Annotated in this window: 14 protein-coding genes; 12 read left to right on the top strand and 2 right to left on the bottom strand. The window is 65.8% G+C overall.

Annotation, left to right across the window (positions count from 1 at the left end; genetic code table 11):
* Nucleotides 1–42 precede the first annotated feature (42 nt).
* Genes A5752_RS10305 through A5752_RS10255 form a run of 12 tightly spaced genes read left to right on the top strand, consistent with a single transcriptional unit; the run spans nt 43 to nt 10,425 of the window.
* The gene (locus A5752_RS10305) at nt 43–1,572 is read left to right on the top strand and encodes a nitric oxide reductase activation protein NorD (protein ID WP_067084873.1); all 1,530 of its coding nucleotides are present in this window, start codon (nt 43–45) and stop codon (nt 1,570–1,572) included.
* Complete coding sequence (locus A5752_RS10300) at nt 1,569–2,390, top strand: CbbQ/NirQ/NorQ/GpvN family protein (protein WP_067084871.1); 822 nt, start codon at nt 1,569–1,571, stop codon at nt 2,388–2,390. Before A5752_RS10305 ends, A5752_RS10300 begins: the two co-directional genes overlap by 4 nt.
* 16 nt (nt 2,391–2,406) lie before the next feature.
* The gene (locus A5752_RS28165) at nt 2,407–2,535 is read left to right on the top strand and encodes a hypothetical protein (RefSeq protein WP_268777979.1); all 129 of its coding nucleotides are present in this window, start codon (nt 2,407–2,409) and stop codon (nt 2,533–2,535) included.
* Nucleotides 2,532–3,254 carry a hypothetical protein gene (locus tag A5752_RS10295; protein WP_067084869.1) on the top strand — a complete coding sequence of 241 codons (723 nt, stop codon included), beginning with the start codon at nt 2,532–2,534 and terminating at the stop codon, nt 3,252–3,254. Before A5752_RS28165 ends, A5752_RS10295 begins: the two co-directional genes overlap by 4 nt.
* A gap of 21 nt (nt 3,255–3,275) precedes the next feature.
* Nucleotides 3,276–3,716, top strand: coding sequence for a hypothetical protein (locus A5752_RS10290; protein WP_067084867.1), 441 nt, complete (start codon nt 3,276–3,278; stop codon nt 3,714–3,716).
* Nucleotides 3,713–4,936, top strand: a complete 1,224-nt coding sequence (locus A5752_RS10285; protein ID WP_067084865.1) for a cytochrome P450 — start codon at nt 3,713–3,715, stop codon at nt 4,934–4,936. Before A5752_RS10290 ends, A5752_RS10285 begins: the two co-directional genes overlap by 4 nt.
* Nucleotides 4,933–5,919: an NAD(P)H-dependent amine dehydrogenase family protein gene (locus tag A5752_RS10280; protein ID WP_082963827.1), complete on the top strand. Its 987-nt coding sequence runs from the start codon at nt 4,933–4,935 to the stop codon at nt 5,917–5,919. Before A5752_RS10285 ends, A5752_RS10280 begins: the two co-directional genes overlap by 4 nt.
* Before the next feature lie 55 nt (nt 5,920–5,974).
* On the top strand, nt 5,975–7,033 hold the full coding sequence (locus tag A5752_RS10275) for an NAD(P)H-dependent amine dehydrogenase family protein (protein WP_067084863.1): 1,059 nt from the start codon (nt 5,975–5,977) through the stop codon (nt 7,031–7,033).
* Complete coding sequence (locus A5752_RS10270) at nt 7,030–7,455, top strand: VOC family protein (RefSeq protein ID WP_067084862.1); 426 nt, start codon at nt 7,030–7,032, stop codon at nt 7,453–7,455. Before A5752_RS10275 ends, A5752_RS10270 begins: the two co-directional genes overlap by 4 nt.
* Complete coding sequence (locus A5752_RS10265) at nt 7,452–8,627, top strand: cytochrome P450 (protein ID WP_067084860.1); 1,176 nt, start codon at nt 7,452–7,454, stop codon at nt 8,625–8,627. Before A5752_RS10270 ends, A5752_RS10265 begins: the two co-directional genes overlap by 4 nt.
* Nucleotides 8,624–9,850, top strand: a complete 1,227-nt coding sequence (locus A5752_RS10260) for a cytochrome P450 (RefSeq protein ID WP_067084927.1) — start codon at nt 8,624–8,626, stop codon at nt 9,848–9,850. Before A5752_RS10265 ends, A5752_RS10260 begins: the two co-directional genes overlap by 4 nt.
* Nucleotides 9,850–10,425, top strand: a complete 576-nt coding sequence (locus A5752_RS10255) for an isomerase (RefSeq protein ID WP_067084859.1) — start codon at nt 9,850–9,852, stop codon at nt 10,423–10,425. Before A5752_RS10260 ends, A5752_RS10255 begins: the two co-directional genes overlap by 1 nt.
* Here A5752_RS10255 and A5752_RS10250 read toward each other — a convergent pair.
* Nucleotides 10,342–11,646 carry an MFS transporter gene (locus tag A5752_RS10250; RefSeq protein WP_067084857.1) on the bottom strand — a complete coding sequence of 435 codons (1,305 nt, stop codon included), beginning with the start codon at nt 11,644–11,646 and terminating at the stop codon, nt 10,342–10,344. The two genes, A5752_RS10255 and A5752_RS10250, sit on opposite strands and share 84 nt — an antisense overlap.
* A gap of 89 nt (nt 11,647–11,735) precedes the next feature.
* Complete coding sequence (locus tag A5752_RS10245) at nt 11,736–13,034, bottom strand: MFS transporter (protein WP_067084925.1); 1,299 nt, start codon at nt 13,032–13,034, stop codon at nt 11,736–11,738.
* Nucleotides 13,035–13,038: the final 4 nt, after the last annotated feature.

Genomic DNA, 13,038 nt, shown 5'->3' with positions numbered 1-13,038 from the left:
ATGTTCTCCAACATCGGAACCTTCTGAGCGGCCCCGAATTCCATGGCTGAACTCTCCGACTCACACGCGATGGCGGTCGAGCGCAGTTGCGCGGTGACGGCCGTGGCGCTGAGCGGGCAGCGGCGCCAAGGCGTTCGCCTCGTGACCGGGCAGCACCGTGCGTTCGGCCTCAACGCCGCACTGGATTACGTCCACGTGCCGTATCCGATCGCTCACGGCTGGACCCGACGGACGCTCACCTGTGGGATCGCGCTGCAGTGCTCGCCGTCGAAGGACAAGGTGGTCGGGTTCCGGCTGAACGAACTGTCGACACGTGAGCTGCAGGCGTTGACCGTGGTGGAGGCCGGTGTCGCCCTGGGCTGGGCTGCCGAGCGCTGGCCCGGTCTGCTGCCCGAGTTCGCGCGCGTACTCGGCGCCATCGAGATGCTCGACGGCGACCTCGATGCGACCTCGATGCTCAACCGGGCGATCGCCTTGGCGCGCACCACCGAATCGCTCGGCGTCGATCCACTGTTCGGCCGGCTTCCTCTGGCGTACACCGCTCCGCGGAGCATGTCGGACAAGCTGCGGCGCACGCTGGGCAGGATGCCGTGGACCACATCCGAGAAGCGGCTGCCGCGGCCGTATTCCATCCCTGTCGGAGGCGACGGCGGAATTCGCAATCCGAACCTTCCGCCGCCGAGCCGTCCTCAGGACAACGATCTCGACATCACGCCCGACCACCGGCCCGGAATCCCTTACCCCGAATGGAATGCGTGGACCAAGAGTTTCATGCGCGACCACGTCGCCGTGCTCGAGAAGGCGCACGCCTCGCGCACGCGCGAGCCGGAATCCGTATCCGCAGAACTGCGCCGGTGGTTCGAGGAGCACACCCACCGCGCGATGAAGAACCGGTTGGAGGACGGGTCCGACCTGGACGTCGAACAGTACGTCAACCACTACGTCGACCTCGCCACCGGTGAGGCGATCGAGCCGCGGCTCTTCCGCGAACTGCTGCCCAGCAACCGGGACGTCACCACGGCCCTTCTGCTGGACGGCAGTTCGTCGCTCGGAGTGCACGGCGGTCGCATCTTCAAGCTCGAGTTGGCCTGCGCCGACGCGCTTTCGCGCGCGATGACGCTGGCCCGCGAGAGGCACGGCATTTTCGTGTTCACCGGAAACACCCGTCACCGCGTCGAAGTCAGTTGCCTCAAGGACTTCGAGGACCGCAGGTTCGTGCCGCCCGGCCGTCTCGGACTGGCCACCGGCGGCTACACCCGGCTCGGCGCCCCGCTGCGCCATCTGACCAGCCGATTGCTCGCGCAACCGTCCGAGCGCCGGCTGCTCATCGTGATCGGTGACGGGCTCATCTCCGACGAGGGATACGAGGGCCGATACGCCTGGGCCGACGCCGCACACGCCGTCGAAGAGGCCAACGACGCGGGTGTTCGCATCTACTACGTCGGCGTGGGGCCCACCCGCGTCGACCCGTTGCCGGAGGTCTTCGGACCTCAACGCTCACAACGCATCCGACGAGTCGAGGAGCTGCCCCGAGTGCTTGCCCACGTCCATCGTGAATTGGTGGCCGCATGACCGACGCCAGCGAACGAACAGTTAACAGCGACTATTTCGCGAACGCCAACGAAGTCCAGCTCTTCGAGCAGGCCTACCAGCAACGGCTGCCGGTGATGCTGACCGGTCCGACCGGCTGCGGCAAGACCCGCCTCGTCGAGCACATGGGGGTGCTGCTGCGTCGGCCCGTCGTGACGATCAGCTGCCACGACGACTTGACGAGTTCCGACCTTGTCGGACGGTTCATGGTCACCGGCGGCGACGTGGTGTGGACGGACGGGCCTCTCACCAGGGCCGTGAAAGACGGTGCGATCTGCTATCTCGACGAGGTGGTGGAGGCCCGCCACGACTCGCTGGCCATCCTGCACTCGTTGACCGATCACCGCCGCGCGCTGTACCTCGACCGGGCCGGTGAGGTCGTCAAGGCGCCGGACACCTTCATGCTGGTCTGCTCGTACAACCCCGCCTACCGCAGCTCGCTGAAGGAACTCAAACCGTCGTTCCGGCAACGCTTCGTCACGATCCCGATGAGGTACCTGGCACCCGGCCGCGAAGCCGAGGTCATCGTCGCCGAAACGGGCGTGGACTCCGCGACCGCGACACGACTCGTGCACTGCGCCACGGCCATCCGCACCGCCGATGAGGCATTCCACTTCGAACCGCCGTCCACCCGCGTGCTCGTGACCGCCGCGCAGCTGATCGTCGCCGGCGCAACCGAACTGGAAGCCGCCGAGGCCTGCATCCTCGCGCCGCTGTCCACCGACGGTGCCATCACCGACGGCTTGCGTGAAGTCGCCGTGGCCAGCCTGGCCGCCGACGCTGGTAGCACCCACGGCTAGGAAGGAGTCCAACCGCATGGATCAAAAGGAGCGCAAGCGCAAGAAGGCGCTGATCATTCTGCAGATAGTCATCTACGGCTACCTGTTCGCGATGTTCGCGATCCAGCTCTACATGTCGTTCGCGCGCGGATGGTGGGAATTGTGAATCTGCCGCTGCTGAACCGTCGTTCGAATGCGCCCGTGGCGGGGGACGGGTCCGTGAGCCTCGAGGAGCACCACGAGGAATCGCGGCTCGCCCAGCGCCGTGCGGACAAGTGGATGATCGTCGGTGCCGCGCTGATGGGTATGTGGGCGCCCGGGCTGATCGGATTTCCCATCTTCATGCGCGGCGTGTGGCTCCAGCGTCAGGCTGCGCGCGCCGGGTTGTCGATGCGGCCGATGATCGTCACTCTGATCGGCTATCTCGTGCTGATCGACGGAATGCTCAACAGCCTCGGCTGGGCGCTCGACCTGGTCGCCAACCACACGCTGATCAACCGGGTGCTGATGGTCGGCTGGGGTGCAATGTTCGACGCCGGCTACTTCTGGCACTACAACGAACTGTGGGTCGGGGGCGCGGCCGGACCGGGCGAGAAGTCGATGGTGTTCGGCATGATCCTGACGGTTTTCGCGATGCGGTGCGCCGCGGCAATCGGGTTTCTGCAGATGAAGCGCTGGGGTCATCAGTGGATGATCATCACCTGCTGGATGGGCGTGCTCATCTGGTGTCTGTACGTGTTCAACATGACGATGTACGCCGACGTGCGCTATGCCGGCGTGGTCTTCCCGGTCATCGGTTGGTGGCTGTACGACATCTTCTACATCACGCCCTTCTTGGCCATTCCGTATCTCCACACGGTCAACCGCGAAATCTTCACCGACTGAACAGGTTCAAGGAGCCGACTGATGACATCGCCTTCACTCACCCCCGACAGCGGCGAAAAGGACAACGCCGACGACCTACCACCCGGCACCACGCCGTACTACGCGCGGATGCACCTCTACATCAAGCGTGCCGTGCTCGTCTGCCTGGTCGCGCTGGTGATCGAGGGCGCGTTCACGCTGCCGTTCATGGCGGTCTACTACGGCTATCCCACCCTGAGCCTCACCGAGATCTGCAGCGAGCTGCTCAAGGTCCGCTACTCCGATGACGCGCTGGAGTGCAAGGTGCCGTATCCGCCGCTGGGTCCCCCGGAGGGCGCCGAGGGCAAGGACACCGCTCAGGACGAGTGGGGCATTCAGCCGGTGCCGAAGTACAACCGGATCGGTTGGCGCGAACTGGTCCGCATCCACGAGGAGCGGGAGGCGCGGCAAGCCGCCCAATCCCAAGGGAATCCGGCTCCGTGAGCCGAAAAGCCGCCGAGGAACACGCGGCGAACTGGGATCTCCGGCACGAGGATTTCAACGACGAGGAGTTCCTCTACGACGTATACGCGGTGATGCGGCGCAATGCGCCGTTCGCCCACACCGATTCGCCGTTCCTCAGCGCCACCCCCGGCGGCGCGTGGGTGGCTGTGCGGTATGAGCAGTGCTACAAGATCCTCCAGGACTGGCAGCACTTCTCCAGCAATCCGACACCCGAAGCGTCCGAGCACCTCGCGGGCGACCTCGTCATCACCCTCGATCCGCCGCGTCAGCAGAAGTTTCGCAAGGTGCTCAATCCGTACTTCTCCCCGGCCAGGATGAAGGCGCTGCGGCCGCAGATCCGGGAGGAGACCGATCGACTGATCGACGGCTTCATCGAACGCGGTGCCGGGGACCTGGCCGAGGTGGCCTGGCGGCAGCCCGGCATCGTGTTCTTCAAATACCTCCTCGGCATGCCGATCGGCGATGTCCCGCTGTGTATCGAGCTGACGGACACCGCCCTCAACGGGGCGACCGAGGACGAGCGAATGTCCGCATGGGGTGGTCTCTACCAGCACATCCACGATGCGGTGGCCGAGCGCAGCGCCGCACCACCCCAGGACGACATGATCGACGTCCTGCTGTCGGCCGAGATCGACGGCGAGAAGCTGCCGTTCGCCGACGTGGTGTCGAACGCGATGCTGCTGGTGCAGGCCGGTCTCGAGACCACCGCGAGCGCGATGTCATTCGCCTTCCACTACCTCGCCACCCATCCCGAGGAGCGTGACCGGTTGGCCGGCGACGCCGACATGGTGCCGCGCGCGGTCGAGGAGTTCATCCGATTCGGCGGGTCGATCCACGGAATTCCCCGCACTGTCGCCAAAGAGGTCGAATTGGGTGGGCAGATGTTCGAACCGGGCCAGTCGGTCATCGTCAACTACGCCTCCGCCAACCGGGACGAACGCGAGTTCCGCAACGCCGACCGGTGCATCCTCGACCGCCGGGAGAACCGGCATCTGGGCTTCGGTGCGGGTGTACACCGCTGCCTCGGCTCGAACCTCGCGCGACTGGAGTTCCAGGTCGGTCTCGAGCAGGTGCTGACGCGGATGCCGGACCTCGCCCTCGATCCCGATGCATCGGGACACTTTCACGGGAGCTCGGTCACCCGCGGATTCCGCTCGGTGCCAGTAATTTTCAGCCCCGCCGAACGGTCGGCGGCATGACGTACCGCATCGTCCAATGGACAACGGGCAACGTGGGCAAGCGTTCGGTCCGCGCGGTGGCCCGCAACCCGCATCTGGAGCTGGTCGGATGCTATGCGTGGTCAAAAGACAAAGTCGGTCGCGATGTGGGGGAGTTGTGCGGCATCGACCCGCTGGGCGTGACCGCGACCGACGACGTCGACGCCCTGCTGGCGCTGCGACCGGACTGTGTCGTCTACAACCCGATGTTCGCTGACGTGGACGAGATGGTTCGAATACTGCGCGCCGGGGTGAACATCGTCTCCACATCCGAGTTCATCACCGGCCACTTCTTCGGCGACGACCGCGACCGCATCGTCGAGGCCTGCCGGCACGGTCAGTCGACCATTTTCGGCAGCGGAATCAACCCCGGCTTCATCCAACTCTTCGCCATCGTGTCGGCGGGCTTATCGGAGAGCGTGGACAAGGTGTCGGTCGTGGAGGCCATCGACACCACGATCTACAACTCACCGGACACCGAGAAGCCCATGGGCTTCGGTTATCCCATCGACCATCCAGATCTGAAATCGATCACCGAGAAGGGCTCGGCGATCTTCCGCGACGGTGTCCTGCTCGTCGCCGAAGCGCTCGGTGTGAGTCTCGACGAGGTCCGCTGCGACGTCGCGTACGCCCAGACCACTGCCGACCTCCACCTGCCCGGCGACTGGGTGATCGCGAAGGGCTGCGTCGCCGGGGTCGACGTCGGCTGGAAGGGGATCGTCGGCGGCAAGGAGGTCATCGAGATTCGCGGGCGGTGGCGCAAGGGCCAGACGCTCGACCCGGATTGGGAACTCGACATGGGCTACACGGTGGAGGTCGCGGGCACGCCGACCATCAAGACCACGCTGAGTTTCCTTCCGCCCGAGGGTTTCGTGGGCGAGACCCTGGACGACTACATCATGCTCGGCCTGTCGATCGTCGCGATGCCGGCGATCACCGCGATCCCGGCCGTCGTGGCGGCGTAACCGGGCATCGCCACCTACAACGATCTGCCGCTGCTACTTCCGCGGGGAGTCCTCAATGCCTGAGAAAACCTACCGGGTCATCCAGTGGATGACGGGCGACGTCGGCCAGGTCGGGTTGCGGCATTTCGCGCAAGGTCCGGTCTTCGACCTCGTCGGGGTGCTGGTGCACAGCAAGGACAAGGTCGGCAAGGATGCCGGCGAGATCGCGGGCATCGGGCCCGTCGGGGTGGTCGCGACCGACGACGTCGACTCGATCACCGCCCTCGACGCCGACTGTGTGTTCTACACGCCCGTCATCATGGACATCGACACCGTGTGCGGACTCCTGCGGTCAGGCAAGAATGTCGTCACGACAAGTGGTTTCTTCCATCCCACAGAGGATTTCCGCGACGGTGGCGACAAGATCCGCGCCGCATGTCAAGACGGCGGGGCCTCCTTCCACGCCGGCGGCATCCATCCCGGCTACGCCGGTGACATCCTGCCCCTCACCCTCGCGCGCGTCGCCAGCGCGATCGACAAGATCGAGGTGTGGGAAGTCGTCAACGTGCTGACCGACGCCCCGATGGACCACATCGACTGGATGGGATTCGGCAAGGACAAGGAGAAGTTCCTCTCGGAACCGACGATCCTCGGGCTCGGCGTGCCCTTCTTCGCGCAGTCGATGCACATGGTCGCCGACGGACTCGGCGTGACCATCGACGATGTGACCGCCGCAGACGTCCAGGCCGCGGTGGCCACCGAGGACATCCCGCACGACGAGGGTGCTATTCCGCGTGGAACCGTTGCCGCGCAACACCACACCTGGACCGCTCGTTCAGGCGGCGAACCGCTGATCGTCTACCACGCCATCTACCTGACCGGCGGACCCGACCAGCTCGACCCTGCCTGGGACTGGGGCAGAACCCGCTATCGCATCGTCATCGAGGGCGACCCGCCCACCGAACTCACGCTGCAAGGGGTGGTGCGGGCCGACGGAACCATGACCCACCCGGGCTACACCTGGACGGCGATGGGGGCCATCAACGCCATACCCGACGTCTGCGACGGCCCGCCCGGATGGCTGACCCATCTGGACCTCGGCCTGGTGCAACCCCGGGGGCTGGTACGCCGATGAGCGACAACGCATCTCCGCTGCAATTGCATCACGTCGTGTTCGCGGTGGCGCCACAACGGCGCGAGACGATGGCGGCGATGTTCACCGACCTCGGCTTCGAATTCGAAGAAGCCGAACTCACCGAACTCGGGGTTCGCGTCCATCTGGACTGGAACCGGGGCATCGAGCTGATCAGCCCGGTTCCCGACTCCACGGCCTCGGTCGCAACGTATGTCAACGAGTTCCTGAATCGCCACGGCGACGGTGTGTACACGGTCGTGCTGCGGGTACCGGACGCCTCGGCCGCGGAATCCGTTGCGCAGCGCTACGGCTCCACCACTCGTTTCCGCCAGGGGTTCTCGGGTGAGGGGTCCTATCTCGACGAGATCGACCTGTCGGTCGTCGGGCTTCCGCTGACGTTTCTGGCCACCAACGTGTCATGACCGAGGCGCTGGGGCTGACGCAGGTCCGCTACGAAGATCTGCCCATGGCGCGGGACCGCGGTGCGGGCTGGGCGAAACTGCGCGACCTGGGCCCGGTGCTCTACGGCGAGGGTTGGTTCTACTTCACCCGTCGCGACGATGTGCTTGCCGCACTGAGGGATCCGGAAACGTTCTCGTCGAGGACCGACTACGACGACATGATCAGCCCGGTTCCGCTCGTGCCGCTCGGATTCGACCCACCCGGGCACACCCGGTACCGCCGCCTGCTGCATCCCTACTTCAGCCCGCAGACGCTCAGCGCGCTTCTGCCGTCACTGCAGGCACAGGTGATCGACATCATCGACGAGATCGCCGACCGCCCCGACTGCGAGGTCATGGGAGACCTCGCGATCCCGTATCCGTCACAGGTGTTTCTGACCCTGTTCGGTCTTCCGCTCGAAGACCGTGAGCGCTTGATCGCGTGGAAGGACGCGATCATCGCGGTAAGCCTCGCCACCGACCCGACAAGCGTCGACCTGACCCCCGCAGTCGAGCTTTTCGGCTACCTCACCGAAGCCATACGGACGCAGCGGGAGTCACCGCAGGCGGGCATACTGTCCGACGTCCTCCACGGCGAGGATGCGCTCACCGACGCCGAAGCGACGGGCATGTCGCTCGTGTTCGTCCTCGCGGGCCTCGACACCGTCACGGCCTCGATCGGTGCCGCCATGCTGGAACTGGTCCGTCGTCCGGACCTGCGCCGGCGACTCCGGGAGGAACCCGACCATGTCGGCGCGTTCGTCGAGGAGGTGATCCGGTTGGAACCGGCGGCGCCGGTATTGGGGCGCGTGACCACACGAGAGGTGACGGTCGCGGGCGTCACGTTGCCCGAGGGGTCACAAGTCCGGCTCTGTGTCGGCGCGATCAACCGCGACGGAAGCGATCCGCACTCCGGAGACGACCTGGTGATGGACGGTAAGTTGCACAAGCACTGGGGCTTCGGCGGCGGTCCGCACCGCTGCTTGGGCGCCCATCTGGCCCGGATGGAGCTGCGGCTCGTCGTGACCGAATGGCTCGCGCGCATACCGGAGTTCGAACTCGCTCCCGGCTTCGTCCCGGAGATCACATGGCCGTCGGCGACGTGCTCGCTGCGCGAGCTTCCGCTGAGAATCCGGGCGGAGAGCACACGATGAGCGTCGGGACCGCGAAGCCCAGCATCTTCGACGCCGAGCTGCCGACGCTGACCTATGACATCACGGCGACGCCGCAGGAGATCTATCCGCAGTTCCAGGCGGCGCTGCGCCAAGCGCCGGTCGCGCTCGGCCCGATCGGGCCCGAGGTGCTGTCTTACGAGCTGGCCAGGACCATCCTGCGCGATCCCCGATTCGGCATCCCCAAGGGCATCCACCTGTCGGCGCACGGCATCACCTCAGGCGAGTTGTGGGACAGGGTCACCCACAGCATCCTCAACATGGACGGAGAAGAACACCGCCGGTTGCGGGGGCTGGTGTCGAAGGCCTTCACACCACGGGCGACGGCACGCATGGATCCCACCATCCACACGGTCGTCAACGAGCTCATCGACCGCGTCGTCCACGACGGGCGCTGCGAATTCGTCGACGACATCGCCAGGCCGTACCCCATCCCCGTGATCTGCGCGCTGCTGGGAGCGCCAAGGCAGGACTGGCAACGGTTTTCACGGTGGGCCGAAGATATCTTCAAGATCGTCAGCTTCGACTGCGATCTCGCCGCGGAAGAACCGACCGTTCTCAGGGCGTGGGACGAATTCGACCGCTACATCGACGACATGATCGCCCATCGCCGCCGCGACCTCACCGATGACCTGCTCTCCGAGCTCATCCGGGCCGAAGACGACGGTGACCGGCTCGATGCGAGTGAACTACGCATGCTGGCCTTCAGCGTGCTCATCGCCGGAACCGACACCACCCGAAGCCAACTCGCGGCATCCATGCAGGTGCTGTGTGAGCACCCCGATCAGTGGGCGCTGCTGCGTGACGATCCCAGCCTCGCGATGCGCGCCGTCGAAGAAACCATGCGCCACTCACCGTCGATGTGCAGCACGGTCCGAACCGTCGCAGACGACGTCGCGATCGGCGACTACACCTTCCCCGCCGGAACGTTCATCATCGTCAACACCTATGCCGCCAACCGCGATCCGGCCGTCTACGACGACCCGACCCGCTCCGACATCACCCGAAGCGATCCACCACCCATCCTCACCTTCGGGGGCGGTGCGCACTACTGCCTGGGCGCGAACCTCGCACGCCGTGAGCTCTGCGAGGCGCTGATCATCATCGCGCACCGTATGCCGAACCCGCGTCTGGCCGGACCGGCCCCGTGGAAGCCGCTGCTCGGTATGAGCGGGCCGACCAGCCTGCCGCTGGAGTTCGATTGATGCGGTACCGAATCGATCCCGACGTGCTCCACGACGTCGCGCGGCAGGTGGTCGGACTGCCCGTCGACGACGGCGAGCTCACCGCGCGCGCGATCCGATTGCTCGCCGACGCGTACCCCGACCTCATCGACGACGCACCGGGACGGTGGGTCGCCAGCAGGGCAGGCGGAATCCTCGGCAAGGTCCGGTTCGTGTACTTCAGCCCGCGTGAGTACATCGTCATCTTCGGCTCGCCGACCGGCACACAAGGCTTTTCGGGTCGCTACAAGCGGGTGCAGATCCACAAGTTCCTGATGGCCGGCCGGATCGATTCCTACGACCTCGAATCCGACGACAACACGGCGGCGACGCTGCTGCCCGGTGAGCGGACGTGCCTGGAGGAAGGACGGGCGAGGGGCTTGACCATCCATCCCGGATCCTGGCACATCGAGTACGGCCGCGGTGCGGTGGCCACGACTCTGCCGTTCGCGATGGTCGACACCCTCTTCGTCTCACTCGAATTGGAGTCGGTCCGCCGCTCGGCGGTCGAGTTCACCCGGCTGATCCGCAGGCGAGCGCGTCCACGCGCCCGGTAGAAAGCAGGCCGAGAGCGCGGAGATCACCGACACGACGGTGAGATAGGCGACGATGGACCCGCTCGTCTTCGTCGCCGCATACAACGCGGCGGCGATCGTCGGCGCGAACGCCGAACCCACCACTTGCGACAACGTATAGCCGATCGACACGCCGCTGTAGCGGACGTCGGGATCGAACGCCAGGCTGAACAACGAACCGGTGACCCCGGCGGCCGGAGCCATCGCCAAACCGAACACCAGCAACAGCGCGGCCCCGAACAGCAGCGCGCTGCCCGTGTTGATCAACGCGAACGCCGGGCCGATCGACAGACCCATCAGGATCACACCCGCGAGGAAGACCGGCTTGCGGCCCAGGCGGTCGGACAGCGCGCCGAACATCGGATAGGTGGCGACCGCGATCACTGCCGCCACGGCAACCCCGAAAAGTGCTTGGGTCCTGTCGATCCCGATGACGGTGGTCCCGTACGACACCAGGTAGGCCACGCAGATGTAGGCGAAGACGCCCTGAGATAGATACGCCCCCGCCACCAGCAGGATCTGTTTCCAGTGCCTGCGAAACGCGTCCGCGATCGGCATGCGCACCACCTGATCGCGTCGCCGCAACGCCGCGAAATCCGGACTCTCCGCAACCGACAGCCGGATCACCAGTCCGATGGCGATCAGCACCGCACTGGCCAGGAACGGGATGCGCCATCCCCACGCGAGGAACTGGTCGTCGGGCAGCCGCGAAACCGCCCAGAATGCCAGCGTCGCGCATGCTGTCCCTGCCGGAGCGCCCATCTGCGGGAACGCCCCGTAGAGACCTTTGCGACGGTCGGAGGCATGTTCGACGGCCATCAGTGTCGCGCCGCCCCACTCGCCTCCGACGGCGAAACCCTGCGCCAGCCGTAACGCCGTCAACAGGAGCGGCGCCGCGAGTCCGATCTGAGCGTAGGTCGGCAGCACGCCCATGAGTACCGTCGCGGTGCCCATCACCAGCAGTGAGTAGACGAGCATCTTCTTGCGCCCGACGCGATCACCGAAGTGGCCGAACACGACACCGCCGAGCGGCCGCGCGACGAACCCGACGCCAAAGGTGGCGAACGACAACAGCAGTCCTGTCGCCGGAGACACGGCGGGAAAGAACAACTTCGGGAACACCAGCGCAGCGGCCGTGCCGTAGATGAGGAAGTCGTAGAACTCAACCGTTGTTCCGATGAAGCTGGCCAGCCCCACACGCATGGGGGAGACCCGCGAAGACACCGTCGGCATTCACCGATTGTGTGGCATACGCGTATTCAGTGCAGCCGGTTGCGGCGCTGAGGTGTGCGCTATGTGTGCACGGTGGAGCGCAACGGCCGACGCGCGGTCTCCCGCATGGTCAGCAGAGTCGCGATGCTGACGGCGGCCGCGGCGATCACGTAGTAGGCCGGTGCGATCTGGTTGTCGGTGCGGTCGACGAGCCACGTCGCGACATACGGCGCAGTGCCGCCGAATACGGCGACGGACACGTTGTACCCGATGGAGTAGCCACTGGAACGCACCCTGGTGGCGAACAGCTCGGCGCCGGCGGCCAACGACGACGACACGAACACCGACTCGAGGGCGGCCAGGGCGGCGTGGGCCGTGACCGCGGCGACAAGCGAACCCGAATTCAACAGCAGGAACAGGGGATAGGCGAAGACCGCGAAGCCGATCGCGCCGGAGAACAGCAGCGGCTTACGTCCGATCCGGTCGGACAGCGCGCCCAGCGGTGGGATCAGGACCATCGCCACCACGCTGGCGACCGCGATCGAGACGAAGGCGTCGACCTTGGTGAAGTCGAGAGTCTCGGTGAAATATGTTGGTAGATACGTGAATACGATGTAAAACCCGACGTTGTGGATCACGACCAGACCGGCGATCTGCAGGATGGGCCGCCACGAAGTGCGCAGCGCCTCGCGCAGCGGTGACGTCGCGACCTCCCCTTTCTCGCGCAGGTCCTCGAACTCCGGTGTGTCGCGAAGTTGCAACCGGATGTAGAGCCCGACGACCCCGAGCACACCGGCGATCAGGAAGGGGATTCGCCACCCGAAGGAGTCCATCGACGGTTCGGACAGGACGGCCTCGAGCCCGGTGACGGTCAACGCCCCCAACAGGAAACCGACGACAACCGACCACACCAGGAACGAGACGATGAAACCGCGATGCTTGTCGGTGGCGTATTCGGCGAGGAAGCATGCGCCGCTGCCGTACTCGCCTCCGGCCGAGAAACCCTGCAGACACCGCAGAAACAGCAACAGCAGCGGCGCTGCCACACCGATCGATTCGTAGCTCGGGACCAGACCGATGGCCAGTGTCGACGCCGACATCAGCAGGATCACCAGCGCGAGCACGCGTTGACGGCCGATCCGGTCACCCAGCGGCCCGAAGAAGAAGCCGCCCAACGGCCGCATGAAGAAGGCGGCGGCGAAGACGGCGAAAGTGTTGAGCAGGGCAGCAGTCTCGTCGCCGGGCGGGAAGAACTTCTCCGCGATGTAGGTGGCCAGGAGCCCGTAGATGGCGAAGTCGAACCACTCCACGGCATTGCCGATCGATGCGCCGGCTACAGCCTTGCGAAGGGCGTCGGAGTCCGCGGTGCGCACAACCATGCCG

The organism is Mycobacterium sp. 852002-51961_SCH5331710, assembly GCF_001665535.1.
Classification (GTDB): domain Bacteria; phylum Actinomycetota; class Actinomycetes; order Mycobacteriales; family Mycobacteriaceae; genus Mycobacterium.
Note: the sequence above shows the minus strand (reverse complement) of the source record. Positions and strands in the feature narration are given on the sequence as shown.